Annotated in this window: 23 protein-coding genes and 1 tRNA gene; 16 read left to right on the top strand and 8 right to left on the bottom strand. The window is 66.0% G+C overall.

Translation table 11 applies throughout. The features are described 5' to 3' along the window. The 3 genes from FF100_RS27815 (at position 1) to FF100_RS27805 (ending at position 3573) form a co-directional block, all read left to right on the top strand. Positions 1 to 876, top strand: coding sequence for an ABC transporter permease (locus FF100_RS27815; RefSeq protein ID WP_139039004.1), 876 nt, complete (start codon positions 1 to 3; stop codon positions 874 to 876). Continuing rightward, positions 876 to 2537, top strand: coding sequence for a nickel ABC transporter ATP-binding protein NikE (gene nikE / locus FF100_RS27810; protein WP_139039003.1), 1662 nt, complete (start codon positions 876 to 878; stop codon positions 2535 to 2537). The genes FF100_RS27815 and nikE overlap by 1 nt, the downstream gene beginning before the upstream one ends. A gap of 109 nt (positions 2538 to 2646) precedes the next feature. Beyond that, on the top strand, positions 2647 to 3573 hold the full coding sequence (locus FF100_RS27805) for an N-carbamoyl-D-amino-acid hydrolase (RefSeq protein WP_139039002.1): 927 nt from the start codon (positions 2647 to 2649) through the stop codon (positions 3571 to 3573). A gap of 96 nt (positions 3574 to 3669) precedes the next feature. Here FF100_RS27805 and FF100_RS27800 read toward each other — a convergent pair whose 3' ends face one another. After that, positions 3670 to 4338 carry an aspartate/glutamate racemase family protein gene (locus FF100_RS27800; RefSeq protein ID WP_139039001.1) on the bottom strand — a complete coding sequence of 223 codons (669 nt, stop codon included), beginning with the start codon at positions 4336 to 4338 and terminating at the stop codon, positions 3670 to 3672. A 14-nt stretch (positions 4339 to 4352) separates the two neighbouring features. Here FF100_RS27800 and FF100_RS27795 point away from each other — a divergent pair, with 14 nt between their 5' ends. Next, on the top strand, positions 4353 to 4694 hold the full coding sequence (locus FF100_RS27795; protein WP_139039000.1) for a hypothetical protein: 342 nt from the start codon (positions 4353 to 4355) through the stop codon (positions 4692 to 4694). 76 nt (positions 4695 to 4770) lie between these two features. On the opposite strand, the gene phnF is transcribed toward FF100_RS27795, so the two are convergent. Further along, entirely contained in the window at positions 4771 to 5520 is a 750-nt protein-coding gene (gene phnF, locus FF100_RS27790) for a phosphonate metabolism transcriptional regulator PhnF (protein ID WP_139039015.1), read from the bottom strand. Between the two features lie 146 nt (positions 5521 to 5666). Here phnF and phnG point away from each other — a divergent pair, with 146 nt between their 5' ends. The 10 genes from phnG (at position 5667) to FF100_RS27740 (ending at position 14050) form a co-directional block, all read left to right on the top strand. Beyond that, a complete protein-coding gene (phnG, locus tag FF100_RS27785) occupies positions 5667 to 6080 on the top strand; it encodes a phosphonate C-P lyase system protein PhnG (protein ID WP_139039014.1) in 414 nt (137 codons plus the stop codon). Then, positions 6080 to 6667, top strand: coding sequence for a phosphonate C-P lyase system protein PhnH (gene phnH / locus FF100_RS27780; protein WP_139038999.1), 588 nt, complete (start codon positions 6080 to 6082; stop codon positions 6665 to 6667). The genes phnG and phnH overlap by 1 nt, the downstream gene beginning before the upstream one ends. A gap of 4 nt (positions 6668 to 6671) precedes the next feature. Further along, on the top strand, positions 6672 to 7796 hold the full coding sequence (locus FF100_RS27775; RefSeq protein ID WP_139038998.1) for a carbon-phosphorus lyase complex subunit: 1125 nt from the start codon (positions 6672 to 6674) through the stop codon (positions 7794 to 7796). Continuing rightward, positions 7793 to 8683: an alpha-D-ribose 1-methylphosphonate 5-phosphate C-P-lyase PhnJ gene (locus FF100_RS27770; RefSeq protein WP_139038997.1), complete on the top strand. Its 891-nt coding sequence runs from the start codon at positions 7793 to 7795 to the stop codon at positions 8681 to 8683. Before FF100_RS27775 ends, FF100_RS27770 begins: the two co-directional genes overlap by 4 nt. 37 nt (positions 8684 to 8720) lie before the next feature. Next, positions 8721 to 9191, top strand: coding sequence for a GNAT family N-acetyltransferase (locus tag FF100_RS27765; RefSeq protein ID WP_139038996.1), 471 nt, complete (start codon positions 8721 to 8723; stop codon positions 9189 to 9191). Beyond that, positions 9188 to 9961, top strand: coding sequence for a phosphonate C-P lyase system protein PhnK (gene phnK / locus FF100_RS27760; protein ID WP_139038995.1), 774 nt, complete (start codon positions 9188 to 9190; stop codon positions 9959 to 9961). The genes FF100_RS27765 and phnK overlap by 4 nt, the downstream gene beginning before the upstream one ends. Continuing rightward, a complete protein-coding gene (gene phnL, locus FF100_RS27755; protein WP_139039013.1) occupies positions 9961 to 10677 on the top strand; it encodes a phosphonate C-P lyase system protein PhnL in 717 nt (238 codons plus the stop codon). Before phnK ends, phnL begins: the two co-directional genes overlap by 1 nt. 12 nt (positions 10678 to 10689) lie before the next feature. Then, a complete protein-coding gene (locus tag FF100_RS27750; RefSeq protein WP_139038994.1) occupies positions 10690 to 11826 on the top strand; it encodes an alpha-D-ribose 1-methylphosphonate 5-triphosphate diphosphatase in 1137 nt (378 codons plus the stop codon). Further along, a complete protein-coding gene (phnN, locus tag FF100_RS27745; RefSeq protein WP_139038993.1) occupies positions 11826 to 12359 on the top strand; it encodes a phosphonate metabolism protein/1,5-bisphosphokinase (PRPP-forming) PhnN in 534 nt (177 codons plus the stop codon). The genes FF100_RS27750 and phnN overlap by 1 nt, the downstream gene beginning before the upstream one ends. A gap of 152 nt (positions 12360 to 12511) precedes the next feature. Beyond that, complete coding sequence (locus tag FF100_RS27740; protein ID WP_139038992.1) at positions 12512 to 14050, top strand: CYTH and CHAD domain-containing protein; 1539 nt, start codon at positions 12512 to 12514, stop codon at positions 14048 to 14050. 25 nt (positions 14051 to 14075) lie between these two features. Here FF100_RS27740 and rlmB read toward each other — a convergent pair whose 3' ends face one another. Further along, the gene (gene rlmB, locus FF100_RS27735) at positions 14076 to 14939 is read right to left on the bottom strand and encodes a 23S rRNA (guanosine(2251)-2'-O)-methyltransferase RlmB (protein ID WP_139038991.1); all 864 of its coding nucleotides are present in this window, start codon (positions 14937 to 14939) and stop codon (positions 14076 to 14078) included. A 129-nt stretch (positions 14940 to 15068) separates the two neighbouring features. Here rlmB and FF100_RS27730 point away from each other — a divergent pair. After that, positions 15069 to 15144, top strand: a tRNA-Glu gene (locus FF100_RS27730). Positions 15145 to 15249: 105 nt separating this feature from the next. Next, a complete protein-coding gene (locus tag FF100_RS27725; RefSeq protein WP_139038990.1) occupies positions 15250 to 17061 on the top strand; it encodes a DUF6538 domain-containing protein in 1812 nt (603 codons plus the stop codon). A 606-nt stretch (positions 17062 to 17667) separates the two neighbouring features. Here FF100_RS27725 and FF100_RS38695 read toward each other — a convergent pair. The 5 genes from FF100_RS38695 to FF100_RS27700 form a co-directional block, all read right to left on the bottom strand. After that, positions 17668 to 17778: a hypothetical protein gene (locus FF100_RS38695; protein ID WP_425463363.1), complete on the bottom strand. Its 111-nt coding sequence runs from the start codon at positions 17776 to 17778 to the stop codon at positions 17668 to 17670. Positions 17779 to 17974: 196 nt separating this feature from the next. After that, positions 17975 to 18793: a hypothetical protein gene (locus tag FF100_RS27715; RefSeq protein WP_139038989.1), complete on the bottom strand. Its 819-nt coding sequence runs from the start codon at positions 18791 to 18793 to the stop codon at positions 17975 to 17977. Next, a complete protein-coding gene (locus FF100_RS27710) occupies positions 18793 to 20481 on the bottom strand; it encodes an AAA family ATPase (protein ID WP_139038988.1) in 1689 nt (562 codons plus the stop codon). The genes FF100_RS27715 and FF100_RS27710 overlap by 1 nt, the downstream gene beginning before the upstream one ends. A gap of 6 nt (positions 20482 to 20487) precedes the next feature. Continuing rightward, entirely contained in the window at positions 20488 to 22119 is a 1632-nt protein-coding gene (locus tag FF100_RS27705; protein ID WP_139038987.1) for a restriction endonuclease subunit S, read from the bottom strand. After that, complete coding sequence (locus FF100_RS27700) at positions 22116 to 23651, bottom strand: class I SAM-dependent DNA methyltransferase (RefSeq protein WP_139038986.1); 1536 nt, start codon at positions 23649 to 23651, stop codon at positions 22116 to 22118. Before FF100_RS27700 ends, FF100_RS27705 begins: the two co-directional genes overlap by 4 nt. Positions 23652 to 24029: the final 378 nt, after the last annotated feature.

Here is a 24029-nt window from a genome sequence, read left to right as displayed (position 1 = left end):
ATGAACGCCGTGTCCCCGACCCTCGCCCCGCCGCCCAGCACCCTGCGGCACGCCGCCTGGGTGCTCCGCGAGAACCCGCTCACCGCGGTCGCGGCGGCAGGCAGCGCGCTGCTCTGCCTCGTCGCGCTCTTCAGCCCCTGGCTCACGCCGTACGATCCCATCGCCTCCGACGTCTCGGTGGCGCTCCAGCCGCCGAGCGCGGCGCACTGGGCCGGCACCGACCAGCTCGGCCGCGACGTGCTCAGCCGCATCATCGCGGCGACGCGGCTCGACCTCGCCATCGCGCTCTCGGCGGTGAGCCTGTCCTTCGCGCTCGGCGCGGTGATCGGAGGGGTGAGCGGCTATGCCGGGGGGCGGCTCGACCGGGTGGTCGGGCGCCTCGTCGACGTGCTGATGGCCTTCCCGCTCTTCGTGCTGGCGATGGCGCTCGTCGCGGCCCTCGGCAACCGGGTCGAGAACATCGTCATCGCCACCGCCATCATCAACCTGCCGTTCTACATCCGCTTCGCCCGGGCCGAGGTGAACGTGCGGCGCGAGGCCGGCTATGTCGAGGCGGCGCGGGCCGGGGGCGAGGGCCACCTCGCGGTGGTGCTCCGCTTCCTCCTGCCGAACGTGCTCCCCGCCATGGCGGTGCAGATCTCGCTCAACCTCGGCTGGGCGATCCTCAACGCCGCGGGCCTCTCCTTCATCGGGCTCGGCGTGCGCCCGCCGACGCCGGAATGGGGCATCCTCGTCGCGGAAGGGGCCCGCTTCATCACCACCGGCAAGTGGTGGCTCGTCGCCTTCCCGGGCCTCGCCCTGATGCTGGCAGTGCTCTGCTTCAACCTGCTCGGCGACGGCCTGCGCGACATCCTCGATCCCCGGATGCGGACCTGATGCAGCCCTCCCCCTTGCTGTCGATCGAGGACCTGCGGGTCAGCTTCGCGACCCGTCGCGGCCCGGTCGAGGCCCTGCGCGGCGTCTCCCTGGCGGTCGCGCCGGGCGAGAGTCTCGGCCTCGTCGGCGAATCCGGCTCGGGCAAGTCCGTCACCGCCTTCGCGGCGGCGCGCCTTCTCGACCGGGCCGGGCGCATCACCGGCGGCCAGGTGCGCTTCCGCGGCCAGAACGTGACCCGGCTCTCGGCGGCGGACCTGCGGGCGGCGCACGGCCAGGCGATCGGGATGATCTTCCAGAACCCGCGGGCGGCCCTGAACCCGATCCGCACCATCGGCCGCCAGCTCGCCGACGTGCTGGCGGTGGGCGGCCTGTCGAAGGCGCAAAGCCGCGAGCGGGCGCTGGAGAGCCTGGAGGCGGTGCGCATCCGCGACGCCGCCCGGCGCCTCGACGCCTATCCGCACGAGCTCTCGGGCGGGATGTGCCAGCGGGTGATGATCGCCCTGGCCTTGGCCTGCCGCCCGGCTTTGCTGATCGCCGACGAGCCGACCACCGGCCTCGACGTGACGACCCAGAAGACCGTGATGGACCTCGTCGCCCGGCTCACCGCCGAGCGCGGCATGGCGATGATCCTGATCACCCACGATCTCGGCTTGGCGGCCCAGTATTGCGATCGCATCGCCGTGATGGAGCAGGGCCGCCTCGTCGAGGAGGGCGATCCCGGCGCGCTGTTCGCCAGTCCCCGCCACCCCTACACCAAGCGGCTCGTCGCCGCCTCGCCGACCCCGACCTCGACGCTGGCCGACCTCGTGCCGGAGGGCCCCCGTCCGCCGGCCCGGCCGCGGCCGACCCCCGCCCCCGGCACCCCGCCGCTCCTCGAGGTGCAGGCCGTGAGCAAGGTCTTCGGCGGCGCCATGGCGGTCGAGGACGTGTCGTTCAGCTTGCGCGAGGGTGAGAGCCTCGGGCTCGTCGGGGAGTCGGGATCAGGCAAGAGCACCACCTCGCGGATGATCTGCCGGCTCCTCGATGCGAGTGCCGGGCAGATCCTGTTCGACGGCGAGGCGATCGGCACGATCCCGGCCCGCGACTTCCACCGCTCGCCCCATCGGCGCGCGATCCAGATCGTGTTCCAGGACCCGACCGACAGCCTCAACCCGCGCTTCTCCGCCTTCGACTGCATCGCCCATCCGCTGAAGCGCCTGACGCCGCTGCGGGGCGAGAGCTTGCGGTTGCGGGTGATCGAGAGCGCCGAGCGGGCCGGCCTGCCGCCCGCCCTCCTCGACCGTTTCCCGCACCAGCTCTCCGGCGGCCAGAAGGCCCGCATCGGCATCGCCCGGGCGATCGCCGTGAAGCCGCGGCTCCTCGTCCTCGACGAGCCGACGGCGGCCCTCGACGTCTCGGTCCAGGCCGGGGTGCTCCGGCTCCTCGACGACCTGCGCCGCCAGGACGGCCTCGCCTTCCTGTTCGTGAGCCACGACCTCAACGTCGTGCGGATGATGTGCGAGCGCACCCTGGTGCTCCAGGGCGGGCGGGTGGTCGAGGAGGGCGTCAGCCGCGACCTCTTCCGGGCGCCGCGCACCGCCTACACGCGGGAATTGCTGGCGGCGATCCCGCATTTCCGGCCGGGGCAGCCGCGGGGGCTCGCGGCGGAGCCGGCGGCGTGAGCCTTCCAACCCCGGTCGTGCGCGTTCCTCCTCGTCCCGCGGGGGCAGGGCTGCCTGCGGGCGAGCCCGCGCCATTCCGTCAACTCGTTCCAGTACCTGAGGACTTTTCATGCGCGTGATCCGCACCGCCGCCGCCCAGCTCGGGCCGATCCAACAGGCCGAGGACCGCGACAGCGTCGTCGCCCGGATGATCGCCCTGATGGACGAGGCGAAACGCCAGGACGCCGACCTGATCGTCTATCCGGAACTGGCGCTCACCACCTTCTTCCCGCGCTGGTACCACGAGGACCGGGCCGAGGCGGATCACTGGTTCGAGCGCGAGATGCCGGGGCCGGCCACCGCCCCGCTCTTCGCCCGGGCCCGCGAGCACGGCATGGCGATGTCGTTCGGCTATGCCGAGCTGACCCCGGAAGGCCGGCACTTCAACACCTCGATCCTGGTCGACCGCGACGGCACCATCGTGGGCAAGTACCGCAAGGTCCACCTGCCCGGCCACGTCGAGTTCGACACCGAGCGCTCGCACCAGCACCTGGAGAAGCGCTATTTCGAGCCGGGCGATCTCGGCTTCCCGGTCTGGCGGACGATGGGCGGCATTCTCGGCATGTGCATCTGCAACGACCGGCGCTGGCCCGAGACCTACCGGGTGATGGGGCTGCAGGGCGTCGAGATGGTGGTGCTCGGCTTCAACACGCCGTCGGTCAACGGCCAGCGCGGGAGCGAAGGCCTGGAGGACCGCCTGTTCCACCATCGCCTCTCGGTCCAGGCCGGCGCCTACCAGAATGCCACCTGGGTCGTGGCGGTGGCCAAGGCCGGGAGTGAGGACGGCCACCCGCTGATGGGCGGCACCCTGATCTGCGATCCGAACGGGAAGATCGTGGCGGAACTCCCGGGCGAGGCCGACGGGGTGATCGTCGCCGCCTGCGACCTCGACGAGACCCGGTTCGGCAAGGAGACGATCTTCGACTTCGCCCGCCACCGCCGCCCCGAGCATTACGGCCGCATCACTGCCCAGACCGGCGCGGTGCTGCCCGACTGAGGTCGCACGAATTCCGATCGGTTGCGGCGCAAGGCGGATGCCGGGTTCGCTCAAGCGTGTGGAGCGAGGCTCCGCGGTCGCGGGCTGGAAATGGTATCAGCCGACCGCCACGATGCCGATCGCCATCGCGACCGCGGCCTGGGTCGGGTCGATGACCGGGATGCCGAGCTCCTGCTCGAGGCCGCGGCGGTGAATTGCCATGCCGGCGCAGCCCATCACGAGGGCGCCGGCTCCGTCGCGGTCGCGCAGGTCGCGGCCGACGGCGATCATCCGCGCAAGCGTGTCCGTGCCGCTCGCCGTCTCGGCCACCGTCATCTCGAGCGCCCGCTCGCCGGCGAGGCGCTCGGCCACGCCCATCTGGCGCAGCGCCCGCAGGTGGCGCGGGATCGAGCGGCTCGCCACCGCGATGACGCCGAACCGGTCGGCGCGCGCCAGCGCCGTCAGCACCCCGCACTCGGCGATGCCGAGCACTGGCCGGTCGGTCGCCTCGCGGCAGACATGCAGGCCGGGATCGGAGTAGCAGGCGATGACATAGGCGTCCGCCGCCTCGCGCCGCACCAGATCGCGCAGCGGCAGGGCCACCTGCTCGACATCGGCCTGCGACTGGATGCCGAACGGTCCCTCGGCGAGGGTCATGCAGTCGATGGCGATGCCGGCCCGCGCGAGCAGCGCCAGCGCCCCGTCGAGGCCGCGGGTGACGGTCTCGTTCGAGTTCGGGTTGATGACGAGGATGCGGCGCTCGCAAGCCCGATCGGTCGTCTGCATGGTGACCTCCTGGTGTGTCAGACCTTCAGCCTAGCAAGTTTCGGACGAGGAGCGTTCGTCTGAGTGAGCCCGCCTTCGACACCGTGATCCGCGGCGGCACCGTCGCGACCGCGAGCGACGTCTTCTCCGCCGATCTTGGGGTCCGCGACGGCCAAATCGCCGCGATCGGGCGCGCCCCGGACCGGCGCGTCACCCTCGCCGACGCCATGGTGGAGGACCGCACCGGCTTCACCCCCTATGTCGGCCGCACCGTGACCGGCTGGCCCGAGACGGTCCTGTGCCGCGGCCGGGTGATCGCCGAGGGCGGCGCGGCGACCGCGGAGGCCGGCAGCGGCGCGCCGATCCGGCGGGGCTGAGCACGGCACCGGCACCCCGCAGCCCCCGCTCCGATCGGGCGATGTCCGCTCGCCGGAGGGGGCGTGAACGGACCTCCTATCCCTCCACCACCAGCTCCACCCGATCCGCCGCGAACAGGCTGCGGGTCGCCTGGATCGGCACGCCTGCCGCATCGACGTTGACGCTGGTGAGCACGATGAGCACACGGCCCGGGGCGAGGTCGAGGCGGGCGGCCTCGTCGGCGGCGGCCGGACGGGCGTGGATGCGGGTCGACCGGCGCGTATAGTCGGCGATGCCGTACTCGGCAAAGGCGCGGGTGAGCGAGCCGAGGGTCGCGTAGGCCCGGTCGAAGCCCGCGAAGCGCGGCAGCGGCAGGCAGGTGCGGGCGGTCGAGAGCGGCGTGCCGTCGGCGCGGTGGACCGTCTGCAGCGCCAGGATGGACGCGCCGGGTGCGATTTCCAGGGCTTCCGCGGTGGCCGGATCGGCCTGTACGGTCTCTGTGCCGATGAGGTCGCCCCAGGCCTCGCGGCCCGCCTTGCTGACGATCTCCGAGAACCGGGTGCGCCGGCCGATCGGGTAGGCGAGCCGGGGCGTCTCGACGAAGGTGCCGCGCCCCTGGGTCGCCCGCACCAGGCCGCGCTCGGCGAGCGCCGCCAGCGCCCGGCGCACGGTATGACGGTTGACCCCGAACCGCGCCGCCAGCGCCGCTTCCGTCGGCAACTGCGCGCCCGCCCCCAGGCGCCCGGCCTCGATGTCGGCGGCCACGCCGTCCGCGATCTGGCGCCAGGCCGCCAGGCCCTCGCCCCGCGCCAGAACCGTCACCGTGCCGTCGCCGCCCGCATCCATACCGTCATCCAAACTTCATTTGCTCCGGGATCGTCGGTTGTCTATACCATTAGATAACCGAGATGCCAGCGGACCCCGCGATGCCCGATCCTAACCCGGCCGCCCGCCGGCCCGAAGCGCCCGACCTCACGGCCCGCCGCGCCGTGATGGCGTTGTGCGGCGAGGCTCACCCCGAGGAGCTGCGCCGGGCGCTGCTTCAGCTCGGCGCGGCCGAAGATCCCGAGGACCTGCGCCCGCCGGAGACCGGCCTGGTGATGACCCGCGGCCGCATCGGCGGCGACGGACGGCCGTTCAACCTCGGCGAGGCGACGGTGACCCGGGCGGCGGTGCGCCTGAGCGGCGGCGAGACCGGCTTTGCCTACCATCTCGGCCGCGACCGGGCGAAGGCCCGGCTCGCCGCCACCCTCGACGCCCTGTGGCAGGTGCGAGGGCGCCGCGCGGCGGTCGAGGTGGCGCTCGCCCCCGTCGCCGCCCGCCGGGCGGAGGAGCGCGCCGCCGAGGCCCGCCGGATCGCGGCGACGCGGGTGAATTTCTTCACCATGGCCCGAGGAGAGGATTGATGCTCGCCCGCGGCTTCACCGACCCGGTCCACGATTCCCAAGGCGTTTTCCGCGCCGTGATGGATGCCCTGGCGCGCCCCGGCACGATCCAGGGGCTCGCGACAGGCCTCGAGCCTCCGTCGCCCCTGACCGCCGAACTCGCCGCCATCGCCCTGGCGCTCGCGGATGCCGACGCGCCGCTCTGGCTCGACGAGCCGCTTCGGCAGCACCCGGCGGTGGCGGAGTTCCTGCGTTTCCATACCGGCGCCCGCCTCACCGGCACGCCGTCCGAGGCCGCCTTCGCGCTGGTCTCGGACCCCGCGGCCTGCCCGGAATTCGGCACCTTCGCCCAAGGGACGCCGGCTTATCCCGACCGCTCCACCACCCTGGTGCTCGCGGTCTCCGATCTCTCCTGCGGTGAGGGCTGGCGCCTCGACGGCCCGGGCATCCGCGGCGGCGCCCGCCTCGCCGCCGCGCCCGTGCCGGCGGACATGGTCGAACGCCTCGGCCGCAACCATGCCGGCTTTCCGCAGGGGGTCGACCTGATCCTCGCGGCGGCTGGCCGCCTCGCGGCCCTGCCGCGCTCGACCCGCGTCACCGGAGGCTAGCGCCATGTACGTGGCCGTGAAGGGCGGCGAGGCCGCCATCGCCAATGCGCACCGGCTGCTGGCCGAGGCCCGCCGGGGCGATTCCAGCGTGCCCGAATTGTCGGTGGCGCAGATCCGCGAGCAGATGGCCTTGCTCGTCGACCGGGTGATGACCGAGGGCTCGCTGTACGATCCCGACCTCGCCGCGCTCGCGCTGAAGCAGGCGCGCGGCGACCTGATCGAGGCGGTGTTCCTGGTGCGGGCCTACCGCACCACCCTGCCCCGCTTCGGCGCCTCGGAGCCGGTCGAGACCGGCGCCATGAGCCTCCGCCGGCGCATCTCCGCCACCTACAAGGACCTGCCTGGCGGCCAGGTGCTCGGGCCCACCTTCGACTACACCCACCGCCTCATCGACTTCGCCCTCGCCGCCGAGGGCGAGGCGCCGGTGGCGGCCGAATCCGAGCCGCTGGCGGATGCCGCCCATGCGCCGCGGGTCACCGATCTCCTCGGCCGGGACGGCTTGATCGAGCCCTCCGCCGCCGACGACGGGTCACCGCCCGGCGATCTCACCCGCGAGCCGCTCGACTTCCCGGCCGACCGGGCGCTCCGTCTCCAGGCGCTCGCCCGCGGCGACGAGGGCTTCGTGCTGGCTTTGGGCTACTCGACGCAGCGCGGCTACGGCCGCACCCACCCCTTCGTCGGCGAGATCCGGGTCGGGACGGTGGCGGTCGAGTTCGTGCCGGAGGAGCTGGGCTTCGCGGTGCCGCTGGGCGAGATCGACCTCACCGAGTGCCAGATGGTCAACCAGTTCCACGGCACCGCCGAGGTGCCGCCCCAGTTCACCCGCGGCTACGGCCTCGCCTTCGGCCAGAGCGAGCGCAAGGCGATGGCGATGGCCCTCGTCGACCGCGCCTTGCGGGCCGAGGAGCTGGGCGAGCCGGTCGGCGCCCCGGCGCAGGACCAGGAATTCGTGCTCGCCCATTGCGACGCGCTCCAGGCCACCGGCTTCGTCGAGCACCTGAAGCTGCCCCACTACGTCGATTTCCAGGCCGAGCTGGAGCTGGTGCGGCGCCTGCGCGCCGAGCACGCCGCCCGGCATGCGGCGCCCAAGGCCGGGACCGCGGCCGAGATGAAGGAGGCCGCCGAATGAGCGCCGCCCAACCTGACACCGGCTACAACTTCGCCTATCTCGACGAGGGCACCAAGCGGATGATCCGCCGGGCGATCCTCAAGGCGATCGCGATCCCCGGCTACCAGGTGCCCTTCGCCTCCCGCGAGATGCCGATGCCCTATGGCTGGGGCACCGGCGGCGTCCAGGTCACCGCGGCGATCCTGGGGAAGGACGACGTGCTCAAGGTCATCGACCAGGGCTCCGACGACACCACCAACGCGGTCTCGATCCGCGCCTTCTTCGCCCGCACGGCCGACGTCGCGGTTACCACGCGCACCCGCGAGGCGACCGTGATCCAGACCCGCCACCGCATCCCGGAGGCGCCGCTGCACGAGGGCCAGGTCCTGGTCTACCAGGTGCCGATCCCCGAGCCGCTGCGCTACCTCGAGCCGCGCGAGACCGAGACGCGCCAGCTCCACGCGCTGGCGGAGTACGGGCTGATGCACGTCAAGCTCTACGAGGACATCGCCCGTCACGGCCACATCGCCACCACCTACGCCTACCCGGTCGAGGTGGCGGGCCGCTACGTCATGGACCCGTCGCCGACGCCGAAATTCGACAACCCGAAGATGGACGACTGCCCGGCGCTCCAGCTCTTCGGCGCCGGCCGCGAGAAGCGGATCTACGCCGTGCCGCCCCACACCCGGGTGAAGAGCCTCGACTTCGAGGACCATCCGTTCCGGGTCCAGACCTTCGACCGTCCCTGCGCGCTCTGCGGCGCGGAGGGCGTCTATCTCGACGAGGTGCTGCTCGACGATGCCGGCGGGCGGATGTTCGTCTGCTCGGACACCGACCATTGCGAGGAGCGCCGGGCCGATGGCCATGTCGGGACCGGCGGCGTCGCGGAGACGGTGGCGCATGCCTGAACCGATGAATTCCGAACGATCCTTGTCCGAGACGCCGATGTCCGACCTGACCGTCCGCCGCGCCCGCACGCCCGACCTGCCGGCGGTGCTCGGCCTGTACGCCGAGCTGAACGGCGGCCGGGTCGCGACCCTGCCCCAGGCCGAGGCGCTGCTCGCCCGCCTCGACGCCTATCCCGATTACGGGCTCTACGTGGCCGAGGTCGAGGGCCGGATCGTCGGCACCTTCTGCCTCGTGATCCTCGACAACGTCGCCCATTGGGGCACCCCCTCCGCCCTCGTCGAGAGCGTGGTGGTGGCGTCCGATCAGCGCGGCACCGGCCTCGGCCGGCGGATGATGCGGGAGGCCGGCCGGATGGCCCACGAGAAGGGATGCTACAAGCTCGCCCTGTCCTCCAACGTCGACGCCAAGCCCGCGCACCGCTTCTACGAGAGCCTCGGCTTCGAGCGCTACGGCTACAGCTTCCGCCTGGATCCCCCCTTCATCCGCGACGAGGAGACGGCGGCATGAGCGCCCCCCTGCTCCAGGCCCGCGGCCTGGCCAAGCATTACGGCGCCCGCACGGCGTGCGCCGACGTCTCCTTCGATCTCGATCCCGGCGAGGTGCTGGCGATCGTCGGCGAATCGGGCTCCGGCAAGTCGACGCTGCTGTCGCTCATCGCCACCGAGCTGGCTCCTGAGTCCGGCAGCGTCTCGTACCGGATGCGCGACGGCGTGGTGCGCGACCTCAGCCACTTGAGCGAGGCCGAGCGCCGGGCCCTGATGCGCACCGACTGGGGCTTCGTGCGCCAGGACGCGGCCAAGGGCCTGCGCATGGCGGTCTCGGCCGGCGGCAATGTCGGCGAGCGGCTGATGGGGGCCGGCGCCCGCCATTACGGCAACATCCGCGGCACGGCGCTGGACTGGCTCGCCAAGGTCGAGATCGCCGCCGACCGGATCGACGACCCGCCGACGCGCTTCTCCGGCGGCATGCGCCAGCGGCTCCAGATCGCCCGCAACCTCGTCACCCGTCCGCGCCTCGTGCTGATGGACGAGCCGACCTCGGGCCTCGACGTCTCGGTCCAGGCCCGCCTCCTCGACCTGATCCGCGGCCTCGTCGCCGAGCTCGGCCTCGCGGTCGTCATCGTCACCCACGACCTCGCGGTGGCCCGCCTGCTGTCGCACCGGGTGATGGTGATGCGCGCCGGCCGGGTGATCGAGACCGGGCTCACCGACCAGGTGCTCGACGATCCGGCCGAGCCCTACACCCAGCTCCTCGTCTCCTCGGTGCTCGCCGCATGATGCCCGCCCAAGAGTATCCGGCTCTCGAATTCCGCGACGTCGCCAAGACCTTCACCCTGCATCTGCGCGGCGGCGTGCAGCTGCCGGTGATGGGCGGCGCCGATCTCGCCGTGTATCCCGGCGAATGCGTGGTGCTCGGCGGGCCGTCGGGAGCCGGCAAGTCCTCGCTCCTCAAGATGGCCTACGGCAATTACCGCTGCGACCACGGACGGATCCTGGTGCGCGAGGCTGAGACGGTGACCGATGTCGCCGCGGCGTCGCCCCGCGCGGTCCTGTCCCTGCGCCGCCGCACCATCTCCTACGTGTCGCAGTTCCTCCGGGTGATCCCGCGGGTCGGCGCCCGCGAGGTCGTGGCCGCCGCCGGCCGCGAGGGCGGCATGGCGCCGGACGACGCGCTCGCCCGGGCCGAGGAGCTCCTGTCGCGCCTCAACCTGCCCGAGCGCCTGTGGGACCTGCCGCCCGCGACCTTCTCCGGCGGCGAGCAGCAGCGGGTCAACATCGCCCGCGGGCTGATCGCCGAGCGGCCGATCCTGCTCCTCGACGAGCCGACCGCCTCCCTCGACGCGCGGAACCGCGCCGTGGTGGTCGAGCTGATCCGCGCCCGCCAGGCCGCCGGGGCGGCGTTGCTGGGCATTTTCCACGACACCGACGTGCGTGAGGCGGTGGCGACCCGGGTGGTCGACGTCACGGCTTTCGCGCAGACGCGCGCGGCATAGCAGGGGACCTCCATGCAAGACCGGATCCTCGACAACGCCACCCTGGTGCTGCCCGACCGGGTGCAGCGCGGCTGGCTCGCCATGGTCGACGGCTGCATCGCCGAGATCGGGGAGGGCCGCGCCCCGGAGCGCGGCCTCGACCTCGGCGGCGACCACCTGATCCCGGGCCTCGTCGAGCTGCACACCGACCATCTCGAGAGCCACTACGCGCCCCGTCCCAAGGTGCGCTGGCATCCCCTCGGCGCCGTGCTCGCCTACGACGCGCAGATCGCGGCGTCCGGCATCACCACGGTGTTCGATTCCCTGCGCGCCGGCAGCGACCCGGACGGCAGCGGGCTCGGCCCCGAGCTGATGCAGCTCGCCGGCGCGATCGAGACCGCCAAGGGCGCCGACCTGTTCCGCGCCGAGCACCGGACGCACCTGCGCTGCGAGATCCCCTCCGCCGACCTGATGGACACGGTGCGGGACTTCCTCGCGCGCTACCCCGTCGGGCTGATCTCGCTGATGGACCACACCCCGGGCCAGCGCCAGTTCCGCGACATCGAGAAGTACTACACCTACGCCACCCGCGGCGGCCGCTCGATCGCCGAGATCCAAGCCAACACCGCCCTGAAGATCCGCGACGGACAGGCCTTCAACGCGGTCAACCGGCCGGCCCTGGTGGCGCTGGCGCAGGAGCACGGCATCGCGCTCGCCAGCCACGACGACACCACCCTCGCCGACGTCGACATGGCGAGGGACGAGGGCGTGCGGCTGGCCGAGTTCCCGACGACGCCCGAGGCCGCGCAGGCGGCGCACGCGGCCGGCATCACCGTGATGATGGGGGCACCCAACCTGATCCGCGGCGGCTCGCATTCCGGCAACGTCGCCGCGGAGGCGCTGGCCCGCGAAGGCCTGCTCGACGTGCTCTCCTCGGACTACGTCCCGGCGAGCCTGCTGATGGCGGCGCTCAGTCTGCCCGAGCGCGTCGCGTCCATCACCCTGCCCGACGCGATCGCCACCGTCACCGCCAACCCGGCTCGCGCGACCGGCCTCGACGATCGCGGCGCGCTGGCCCCGGGTCTCCGCGCCGACCTCGTGCGGGTGCGCCTCGCCGAGGGCGTGCCGGTGGTGCGCCAGGTCTGGCGCCAGGGCCGGCGGGTCGTCTGATGGGCGCCGGCGGCTTCGTCCTGGTCGTCGGCCCGAGCGGGGCCGGCAAGGACACCCTCCTGCGGCTCGCCCGCGACGCCCTGGCGGGGGATCCCCGCTACGTCTTCCCGCGCCGCCTCGTCACCCGGCCGCCCTCGGCCCACGAGGACAACGAGCCGATCGGCGAGGAGGACTTTTCGCGGGGCGAGGCGGAGGGGCGCTTCGCCCTGTCCTGGCGCGCCCACAATCTCGGCTACGCGCTGCCGGAGACGAGTGCCGCGCTCGCCCGGGACGGGCACGTCGTCGTCTGCAACGTCTCGCGCCGGGTGGTGGCCGAGGCGCGCCGGCGCCTGCCCGCCGTCACCGTGGTCGAGGTCACGGCGCCGCCCGAGGTGCTGGCCGTCCGCCTCGCCGCCCGCGGCCGGCGCGAGGACGGCGATCTCGGCGCGCGCCTCGCCCGCTCGGCCGCGGTGACCGCCGACCTCGTGGTGATCAATGACGGTGCGCCGGAGGCCGGGGCGGACAGGCTCATCGCCCATCTGCGCGGGCGCTGACGCGGCCCCCGCCCCGCGAGACCTTCCCGACGGGAGGTCGCCCCGGAATCCGCGCGCCCATGGGCGGCCTTTGCGAAACTTTTTCGCCTCGTCCATGATTCCCGATCGGCGCCGCCGCCGTGCGGGCCGAACGGGAGACCAGGACCACCGTGATGAGCGAACCGCGCGAGACCGAGCTGAAGCTGGATGTCGAGGCCTCCGACCTCGCACGCCTGCGGGAGCATCCGCTGCTCGCCGGAGACTGGACCGAGTCCGAGCTGACCTCGGTCTATTACGACACGCCGGACGGCCGCCTGCGCGAGGCCGGCTACACCCTGCGGGTGCGCCGGAACGGCGAGCGCCACATCCAGACCGTGAAGGCGCAAGGGCCGGCCGCCGCCGGCCTGTTCGACCGGCCGGAATGGGAGGTGGACGTCGCCGGGCCGGAGCCGGAGCCGGCCGCCTTCGCCGGCACTCCCGTCGCCAAGCTCCTCGACGGCACGAAGGACCTCGCGCCCCTCTACACCGCGACGGTGACCCGCAGCACGCGCCGCCTCGCCGATACGGGGCCGGGCGGCAGCCGCATCGAGGTGGCCCTCGACCGCGGCCGGGTCTGGGGGCCGGACGACCGCGTCTCGCCGGTCAGCGAGATCGAGCTGGAGCTGACCGGCGGCGCGCCCGCGGCCTTGTTCGCCCTCGCCCGGTCGCTCGCCGCCGACGTGCCCCTGCGCCTCGGCGTCCTGAGCAAGTCCGAGCGCGGCGAGGCCCTGGTCGAGGGCCGCCTCGGCCGCGCCGTGAAGGCCGCGCCGGTGGCCCTCGACCCGGAGATGAGCGCGGCGAAGGCGTTCCAGGCCGTGGCCTATGCCTGCCTGCGCCAGATGCGCCTCAACGAGACCGTGCTGCTGGCGCGCCGCGACGTCGAGGCCCTGCACCAGCTGCGGGTGTCGCTGCGCCGCCTGCGCTCGGCCTTCTCGCTGTTCGGCGCGGTGATCGAGGACCGGCGCATGCCGGGGATCAAGGCCGAGCTGAAGCGCCTGAGCGAGCCCTTCGGCCACGCCCGCAACCTCGACGTCTATCTCGGCAAGACCCTGCCGCGCGAGCGCGAGCGGCGTCCGGACGAGACCGGCCTCCTGATCCTGGAGCGCCATCTCGAGACCGAGCGCGAGGCGGCCCACACCGTCGTGCGGGCGGTGCTGGAGGGCCGGGAGTGGCGCCAGCACCTCCTCGACCTCGTCGCCTGGATCGAGGCCGGCCCCTGGCTCGGCCCCGACAACCCGCATGCCGCCCGCCGCGACGGCCCGGCCCGGGCCTTCGCCACCGAGGAGCTGGAGCGCCGCCGCCGCCAGGTGAAGAAGCGCGGCCGCCACCTCGCCGATCTCGACCCCGAGGCGCGCCACCAGGTCCGGATCGCCGCCAAGAAGCTGCGCTACGGCGCCGAGTTCTTTGCCGCGCTCTATGACGGCAAGAAGGCCGCCAAGCGCCACAAGGTCTTCGTCGCGGCGCTCGCCGACCTGCAGGACCATCTCGGCGACCTCAACGACATCGCCACCGCCCACACCCTGGCGGCCGAGCTCGCCAGGGGAGCGCCGGAGGGCGCGGTCTTCGCCGCGGGTCTCGCCACCGCCGACACCGAGGCCCGCACCGGGCATCTGCTGGCCGAGGCCGCCACGGCGCACGAGGCGCTGATCGACGTGCGCCCGTTCTGGCGCTGACCCGCCGCGCCCGCGTCTGCCGCCTTCAGGCGCGGGGCATCAGGGCATACAGGGTGATCGCGGCGGCGTTCGAGACGTTGAGGCTCTGGATCGCGCCGCGGAACGGGATGCGGGCCATCACGTCGCAGCATTCGCGAGTGCGCTGGCGCAGACCCTTGCCCTCGGCTCCGAGCACCACCACCAGCGGCGCCCGCGGCCCGACCGCGTCGAGGGTCTCGGGCGCCTCCGAATCGAGCCCGACCCGGGTGAAGCCGCGCTCGCCGAGCTCGATCAGGGCCTCGGCGAGGTTGCGCACCACCACGAACGGCACGTGCTCGAGCCCGCCCGAGGCGGATTTCGCCAGCACGCCGGTGACCGTCGGCGAGTGCCGCGCCGTGGTGACGATGGCGGTGACGCCGAACGCCGCCGCGGTGCGCACGATGGCGCCGACATTGTGCGGATCGGTGATCTGGTCGAGGGCGAGCAGCACCGCGTCGTCCGGCAGCGTGTCGAAGGCCGGGCCCGCCAGCGGCTCCGCCTCGAGGTAGAGCCCCTGATGCACCGCGTCCGGCCCGAGCAGCCCGGTGATGGCGCCGGGCTTGACGATCTCAGGCGAGATGCGCAGCTCGCCCACCTCCTCGGCGAGCCGGAGCGCCGCGTTCTCGGTGGCGAGCAGCCGCCGCAACTCCCGGTTCGGGTTGCGCAACGCCTCCGAGACCGGGTGCCAGCCATACAGCACCGCCGGCCCGTCGCCGTCGCCCCCCGCCTCGCCGCCGGACCGTCCCGCGCCGCTCCTGCCCTGCCCGACCTTGCCGTGCGAGGGCCTGCCCTGCCCGGGCTTGCCGTATCCGAACTTGCCTTGGCCGAATTTGCCCGGCCCACCCGCGCGCGGCCCCTGCCTCGTCGTCATTTCGTCGTCCCGCCCGCGTTCGAGGCTCCACCAAGCGCCGACAAGACCGAGCCCTCGTGTCCCGTCAAGCCCATCAATCCGGTTGCCCTCCCGGCAGAACCCCACTATAGCTCCCCTCGCCCCGCTTGAGCGCCCTTCGTCTAGCGGTCTAGGACGTCGCCCTTTCACGGCGAAAACACGGGTTCGAGTCCCGTAGGGCGCGCCATGCGGTGGCTAAGCCATTGCAATCTCAGAATCTGTTGGTTTTCAGGTGCTTACCCGCCGGCGCGTGCTACACTCGCGTGCTACGGGACCAAGTACGATGGGCCGCATGAAGTTCGTTCAGCGCCGCGCCGGCCGTTACGAGTTTCGCTTTCCCCTCCCCGACGATCTCGCTGGCAAACCAGCCCCGCCTCCCTGGCCGGAGGCGCTGGCGGCTCTCGTCAATGTGCGAACCGGCCGCTTCAAGACCGAGGTCATCCGCTCTCTTCAGACCAATGACGGCCCGACGGCCGATCGGCGGGTGCTCGCTCACATCGCCGAAGCGCACCGGCTCGTCGATCAAGCGCGGCGCTTGCTGAGCGAGGGGCCGGAGGCAGCAATTAGCGCGGACCAGATCGCTGCTCTGGCGCGCGACCATGAGATCCATCTCCTCGGCACGGACGAGGTGATCCGCACGAAAGGCATCGGGCTCGATATGGCTTGCGAGGACGGCCAGGGCCCTCACGACGGGCTCGGTATGACGCTCGACGATCTGCGGGCCTACCGGATGCTAATCGAGGAGTTGGACCGCTACACGCGTCAGCAAGTCGCGCAGATGCGACCGGGCGAGTCGACGAGTTCCTTCGTCAATCGCGCGGTCGAGGCTCGTGGTATCGCTCTGGCGCCCGATGATCCTGCCTGGCGGCAGCTCGAACTCGCCTTTGCAAAGGCTCAGCGTGATGCCCTCGCCGGCATCCGAGCACGGCTCGCGGGTGACGACGTAGCGACCCCTGAGCGGCCATCTGAGCAGCGCCCAGCTGAGCCCATCGGCTTGGCGTTATCCGCCGCTCTGCGGCTATGGTCGGAAGCCGGCGGCGCTGGCGCAAGAAGGCCTCAGCCTTCCTCTATTGCCGAGGCCGAACGGGCCGTGCGACGCTTCATCGAACTCAATGGTGACGTGCCAATCACCGCGATCACCAAGGCTCAAGCACGCGCCTTCCGGGATGCCCTGGTTCAATTGCCAAAGGCACTCCCTGCCCGGTTCGGGCGGCTGCCCCTCCCTGAGTTGCTCAAACAAGATCTAAGCAGCTACCCGCGGCGCAATGCTCAGACTGTCAATAAGACCCTAGCCCTTCTCAGTGGCGTACTCACCCGTGCTGAACGTGACGGGCACTTCGAGGCGCTGCCAGCTTGGTCAAACCCGTTCCACATTGGCTTCGACGTCGCACCCGCCGAACGTGAACCCTATGAGCCATTTAGTGCAGCGGAACTGCAACGCCTGTTTGCTTCGCCTGTCTACGCGCGAGGTGAGCGTCCTCTTGGCGGTCAGGGTGAAGCGGCATACTGGTTTCCGCTGATTGCACTGTTTAGCGGCGCAAGACGCACTGAGATTGCCCAACTTAAAATTGGGGATGTGCGCCAGGGAGAGGCCGGTATTTGGTATCTTGACATCACCAATGAGGGCGCTGACCAAAACTTGAAGACCGCCTCGTCGGCTCGATCAGTGCCGGTCCATCATGAGTTGATCCGGCTCGGTTTGTTAGGCGTGGTAGCAACGCAAGCGAAGCTGTATCCACTGACGGCGCCACTCTGGCCTGCGTTTGCCCCACCTATCGACGCGAAAGCTAAAGCGTGGACCAAGTGGTTCGGGCGCTATCTTGGAATGCACGTTATCGATCACTCAGCAAAGACATTCCATTCGTTTCGGCACACCTTCAAGCGTGCTTGCCGTGAGGCGGGACTGAGTGAAGAGGTTCACAATGCATTAACAGGTCACGCTGGCGGCGGCGTTGGCCGCCGCTACGGGCGCGAGCGACGGGCTGATGGAACACTCGACTGTGGCATACCGCTTGCCCGGCTGCAGAAAGACATTGATAAAATCGTCTACCACGGGGTACAGTTTCCTGCCTCAGATGTGTATAACATCAAAAATACAATGTAATTTATTATTTGGATATGCATCGTAATTTAAGAACATATGTAGATATAAAATCAAATTTTGCTGATGAGCACGAAGCTGACGCCCGACTTTTCAGCGATGCCTATGAAGGTGCCGCTGCTGACTTAAATCCCTTCCTTGCCGCCAGTCGCATCGCCCAGTGCGTTGATATAATCGATGTTTATCATCAACTGGGCTGAGTACCCCATCATCTACCCCAACGCTGTTACTAGCTCCTGCCGAACGCACTCAGCCCGAGGTGAGCATGGTCGCCTGAGAACCCCGGATGATGGTAACGTTTGGCGACCAGTGCGTTCCCAATTAACACTCGGTGAAGTTCACGACCGCATACGATTTGTACAGCTTGCTGGGCGGGTCAGCCTTATTGATCCGGCGGATTCCCGGCTAGGCTGATGCGTGCCCACCGGTGCCGCTTTGTGCCTACAGGCTAATCAGAGGCCTTCGCTGGCATCTCCTTGGCGGTACAAGATCTGCTGCCGGTCAGCGACTACCTCTTAGCGAGCGCAGTTGATCGAACGGCTACGGACCAGCCCCGTCGGCTTCGACCGCGATTCCTTCTTTACTGTAGAATTGGCGGGTTTCCGACTCCTACATCAGAAGAGCCACGTCAATGCGCCCTGGCCTTGTTGCTAGCAATGCCTTGCCCTTTTCGGTCGCCAGAAAACGGCCGCGCGCAGGCGAAGCGATCAGCCCGGCCATGCTCATGTATAACTTGGCCCAGTGGATGCGATTGTGAAGCGCGCTGGCGGCCACTTGGCAGGAGCTCCTCGCGTTCCATAGCCGTCAGGGCCAGGTCAACTGCAATTTGTTCGACGATGTGGGCCATGCGGGTCTAATCGTCAACGGCAAGACGTAGGACGGGCAGCTTGACAGCCTAGTAGTCAGGGATTGTCATCTACGAATCGATAAGGCTTTGAAGCCAAGGATAATTGTTGTCTCTTCTTTTCTTCACATGATTATACATTTCTCCACTAAAATCGGATCCCGGTGAGATAGCGCGTCGGATGGCAGTCAAAGCAGACTTAAATTTTTTCTCACGCTTTGGAGTCCCATCCAGTTCATCGTACCGGTCTTTCGCAGATGATATTTTCTGATCAAGATCTCGAATTTGCGTAAGGCGCATTTTCTTAAGCGCATCCTGATGTAGATGATAGAGCTCTACTGATATCTCAACCCGCTTACGGTGATGAAGATCTTCCGTAGCTGGTACGGGATGACCAGACTCCAAGGAGCAACCAAGCAACTTCCAATCTCCATCCTCGCACGGATCAAGAAGCATAGGCTCCTCATCATCAAGATCGTCAGTAGCTACATAAGCTCGAACAGCTTCATTGCGTAGAGGAAAATGATCAGCTTTACCACCAGCAGTGCCGCCAAGCACGTCAAGGCGCCTACTGTTGCAGAAGGTGCATATATATCGGAAATTACGATAGTCGAATGCCAGCCAGCGATATCCCGAGGGCTCCTGCTTGGCTTCTGCCACCCGGTTCTTAGGACGGAAATGATCTATCGCGTTGTCTGACCTAGCTGCTGGCGCTTCGCAGATCCAACAACGCTTGTCAGATAGAAGCGCGAAGCGATCTTTCAGGCACCTCCAGACATCCGATAGGTCGTCAGGCTTCAAGCCTTTATCGTCCATATCTTTCTTGGCAGCAGCCGCTCTTTCAAGCCAACCTTCCGGCAGCTCGATCTTTTCCTGATCAATCCATCGCATCACTCGTCATCTCCAGATTCGTCAAGAACATCAGCAACTACCTTTCTAGCAATTTGTTCACGTTCTTCACGGCTTAAACGAGAAACACCTTTCACAACGTCCTCGGTCTTGAGTGCCTCAAAACGCTCATGCAACAATTCGCTTCTCAACTTTAGGTAACGCATATACTCGTCATCAGGGTGATCGAATCGGAACCCAAGACGCCCCAATTCGCGGTTGACCCTTGCGAGGTCTTTCTGCTCTTCATCTGTCAGTCTATCTTTGCTGCCAAGTTCGCGTTGTTTTTCAAGAAGCGCCTGCGTATCTCGATCTAAAGTTGATGCAATACCGAACATATCACTTGTTATAATGGATGCGTAGCCCATTCCTTTCGGACTTTCTTCCGGGAAAACTGACACGACCTGGCGGTCACGCTCGCTTCCCCGGCTGACCAGAATCTGGACCTGCTCTCGCTGTAGCTCTGCTATCGCCATGGGGTTATGCGTCGTAAGCACCACATGGCTGCTATAAGATCCTGAATCTCCGTCAGCTTCTGAGATAAAGTGCTCGATGTATCTAAGATAATCGACGCTCCAACGCGGGTTCAGATGAGTGTCCGGTTCATCGAGAAGAAACAAGCTCTCTTCCCCCGCAGTGAAGCGCATAAGACCTAAAACAGTTAGAAGCTGCCTCTCACCCTCACTCAGCTCCACAAATGTAATTGGCTCTTCATTCTTCTTTACGCGAACGTTTATTCGAATTTCATCGATAAGTTGAGAAACGTGGGTGCTTTCAAGATCGCGGAAGAACTCTGCCGGCGTCTGTTCTCCTACTAATTTCCGCAATGCAGCGAGATCCCTGATTAGATGGTACTTAAATTCTAACTGCTTTCGATTACCCCACTGAGAAACTACTTCAGTACGTTTGAAGCCAACAGGGCACAGAGAGATTTTCATCAAGCGGTCAAGGAAGCCCTGCACGACGCCTTTTGCATTCCAGAAGCGGCTATCGCCCTCTTTCGACATCCAGGGTGGCTGCCTTAAAACAAACATCACAGAGTCCAGCCCCGTCTCAGGATCTAGATTAAGCTGTTCCGCAAGAAATTTCTTAACTGCCGAGCTATCAACTATGAGGAAAGCTAATAAGACAAATTGACTGTGTTCAGGTAGCGCGAAAAACAGCCGTTTGAGCCCGGGGTCGTCCCCTGATCGGAGCTGCTTATCGTATCTAGTTAAATAGGGCAAATAGATATTTTTGAGGCGATTACTTTCGCCGGAGTAGTAGCTGAACACAAACCGAGGCAAATTATTTTCATCCCTTAAAAACTCTGAAACGCGAAGTGGTTCTCTTTTATTTATCTCACCTGACGCTGATGGATGCGCCAGCTGCTGCATTTCGATCTTCCATGGTTCCGCACGATCAGGATCGTGCTGTAGAAAGATCTTACGAGCTCTACTATCCTTCCCAATCTCATAGGAGAGTTCGAAGGCAAAATCGATCTGAGGTCTGCTTGCACGGGTAGGGCTGATGAGCTCCCTGAAAATAATAGAAATTGCTTCAAGGACGTTCGATTTTCCCGTGCCGTTCCAGCCGATAACTACTGTTACCCACTGCTTTTCGTCAAAATCTATGTACACATCCTTGAGATTTTTGTAAGCGTGCGTCGGGCTGCTTTTGGTGCTCCCGATCCTAAATTTGTCAAGCCTCATAGGAATTCACTTTCGCAGTTTCACCCTGTCGCCAAGCTTCAATCCAGATGACAGATCAGTTATTTCCTGAACGTCAATCTTTTCCTCCCTATATAGATCCAGCAACTGCCTGTATAATTTCTCCACATCCTCAGTGTGGGAGCCATCTTGAACGCCACAACGCTCAAATAGCTCTTGAGAACTCAACCATCCCTTTGCATTATCAAGCACCTCAAATATTGTGCGCGCCATATCGAGCGTCTTCCCTTGGCTTACGGGGATCCGTATCTTGGTTTTTGAAGGCTGGTTTATTCGATGGCGCTCAATTCTCTCTAGTAGTGAGCTGGCAGGCTCGTCGTTTTGATCTTGATCTACAAGTTCGCCGCGGAACGCTTCGGCGAGGAGGGCCTCGTTAAGTCGCCTAACTAGGCCTAGAGTGTACTTTGCGTGGTCCGCCACACGGTCGATCTTAGCGAACGCTGCTTCGATATGAAAGACGATTTCTTCTGCCTCCCCGTAGGATGGCACAGGGATCAGCATCTCAGATAATTTTGACTTGCTGATTGAAGCAAGATTAGTAGTCTGCTTTCCTTCATCAAAAAAATGTTTCTGCCCGAATTCATTGGTATAGTACGATAAATAGCGAGGTGGGATTGTGCCCGGTTTCAAGCGAACACGAAACACATGATTCTGATGGATGCAGTTGGCAATCTGTCCATCCCACACCCAGCCTCGTCCGAGTTTGTCGCGGTCTCCTCCCTCGTTCATGAGAACGTCACCCTCGCGAAGGATTAGCGCCCTGGCCTCCTTAGCGGTTACGCCTACAGTCTTCATCTCCCGTAGGTCGAGCCAGCCTCGCTGCACGTTTGCCACACGTAAGTACGGCAACTCCAGCAATTGATCATCTGATTTGCGTTTTTTGCCCAAAGTGATGCCCGCCTTGACATCAGCGATTTCTCCAAGTTGGGTTATTTTCCAATGAGACAGATGGTTAGCTTTTTTGTCGCTGTTCGCTCCAGTGTCTTCTATTAATCTCAATCCATCATCAAAAAACTTGGTGAGAACAGCTTTTTTGTAGTGAGACACAAGTGCTTCGACGCGGGTGAGTTCAGTGTGGGCGTGCCTTAATCTCGCATTAAGCGCATCCAATTTAGCGACGATGCGCTTTTGCTCAGCAAGAGGCGGGAGAGGAAATGGAACCTGCTGCACCTTTGAACTAGAAAGCTCTAGAAAAGTTGTTCCACTAGCAAAATTTTCAAGAAATTGCTTCGACCATCTTAGATAATATCGAGCAAATTCTGCAGAAATCCCGCCGAACAACGTTAGACTCTTGAAGCCTTGATTTGTTGCAATAGGGTTTGCTGCAATTGCGCAATAGCCTATTGGCGCGCGGGACGTGAAAAGTACCGCACCGGCAGGGAGAAGCTTGGCTGCGGATTTCCTATAGCCTTGCTCAGATAAGCTCCGACGGCCACGTTCGATAAAGGTTTTCTCGTAGCCTGCAAGATCGGCGGGGGTTATCCAAGCGATCCCTCCATCCTGGACAAAATTGGTTGGGTCATTCGCAGGCGGCGTACCTCCTCCCGTCACGTCCGCAATGCTTCCGATTGATGTCCAGCTCCAGCTCTTGGGGATCGGCCAGCGCGGCTCGATGCTCATCCTGCCACCTCCGGAAACTCATCACCAAGCTCTCCCATCAACGTCTCGATTTCCAGTGTGGCGGCCTGAAGATGGCCCAGGATGGCAGCAGCGATGTCGTCCGGCTCGGTCAGGCGTTCTTCAGCCTCTTCTTCTGCCTCACGCAACCAGGTGATATCGAGATTGTCGCTGCGACGGGCAATCTCCTCACGTTTAAACATACGCCAGCGACCGGCTTCGCCCTCGTCCTTTCCGCGTTTTGCGCCGTAAGGGTCTGTACCGAAAGCCTGTTCAAAATCTTTGAAATGGACATCCATCAGCGGAGCCGTCTTGCCGAATTTCGGCATCAGCGCGCGCAAATCATAGATCCAGACAGACTTTGTATTTCCAATCTGTGCCCTGCCGCGTGTCAGAAATATAACGTTGGTCTTAACGCCTTGGGCGTAGAAAATGCCGGTCGGCAGGCGTAGGATTGTATGTAGATCGCACCAGTCCATCATCATCTGGCGAAGCTGTCTGCCGCGTCCGTCTTCGAAAAGCACGTTATCCGGCACTACGATGGCGGCACGGCCGCCGGGCTGAAGAGCGCGGATGCAGTGTTCGACAAAAGGGAGCTGGTAGGAGGCGACTGAGGCGGTGACTGAAAGGTCATCCCGCGTTGTTGCGCCGCCTGCTGGTCCAAACGGTGGGTTGGTGAGAATTAGATCGGCTCGACCGAGGCCCTTGCCCTTGTCGGAGAGCGTATCACCAAGATCGATATGGTCGCTATCAATGTCGTGCAAATAGAGATTCATCAACAGCAGGCGCAGGGTACCCGGAACATTTTCCATACCGCGAATGGCCTGACGTTTCTGAAAATCCCGCTCACGTTCTCCAAGATTAAGATAATCGTCGGTGCGGGCACGCATGTAGCGGTCCGCTGCTATCAGGAAGCCGCCAGTTCCAGCAGCGGGATCCTGGATAGCTTCGCCGGGTTTCGGCTGCATGAGGCGGACCAATAGCTCGATAAGCACGCGGGGAGTGAAATACTGCCCAGCGCCGCGCTTAGTTTCTTCAGCGTTCTTCTGTAAAAGGCCTTCGTAGATGTCGCCAAACTGATCCCGCTCTTCTGAGAACCAATCTAGTTCGTCGATAGCCGTAACCAGGGCGGTTAGGTTCTGCGGTTCCCGCAGAAAAGTAGAGGCGCCGTCAAAAATTTTTTGGACTAAGTCCGGGAGCGGCTGAGCGTTTGCATAGCGGTTGCTTTCATCCGGTGTAACACTTCCACCTGGCGGGAGGATGAGCGCGTCGTCTTTGCCGAGGCGAGTGGTCGTGGCGCTGAGTGTGACGAGGATCTTGCGGTAATGCTCTAGCTTGGCTAGACCGTTGGCTGCAACTATGTCTGCCCAGCGCATACCCTTTGGTAGGCTGCCCGTTTCGCGATTGCGCTCTGCCATCATCTTTAGGAACAACAGGTAGGTCAGCTCGGTGACATACTGCTGGTAAGTTATGCCGTCCTTGCGCAAGACCGTGCATAGGCGCCAGAGTTTCTGGACGATGGCGTTCGCGTTCATGGCATGGGTCTTTTAAAGTCAGGGCTTATGGCTGCGCTTGTAGCGAGCGGAGGTTTCTGGTCAACGTGCATCAGTATGTCAGGCGGCGGGGGCTTCCCAGCCCGGCTGCCTCACGGTGCCGGGCCGAGCCCGCTTGATCCGCACGGCGCCTACCTGGCGGGGTGGATCGACGAGGGCTGCGATAACGCGATGGCCCTGTGGCGTGAGATCCGGGGGCAGGGCTATCCCGGGACGAGCCGGCAAGTGCATCGCTTCGTCGCCGAGCGCCGGACGAGGTCGGTCCGATCAGGCCGTACGCCCCGCTACGCCAGGGCCTGCGCGTCGGAGCCGCCAGGCACGCAAGCTCTATTGCCGTCCGCACTACAACTGGCGTTGTTG

The organism is Methylobacterium terricola (assembly GCF_006151805.1).
GTDB classification, from domain to species: Bacteria; Pseudomonadota; Alphaproteobacteria; order Rhizobiales; family Beijerinckiaceae; genus Methylobacterium; species Methylobacterium terricola.
This window is presented reverse-complemented; position numbering and strand designations above follow the sequence as displayed.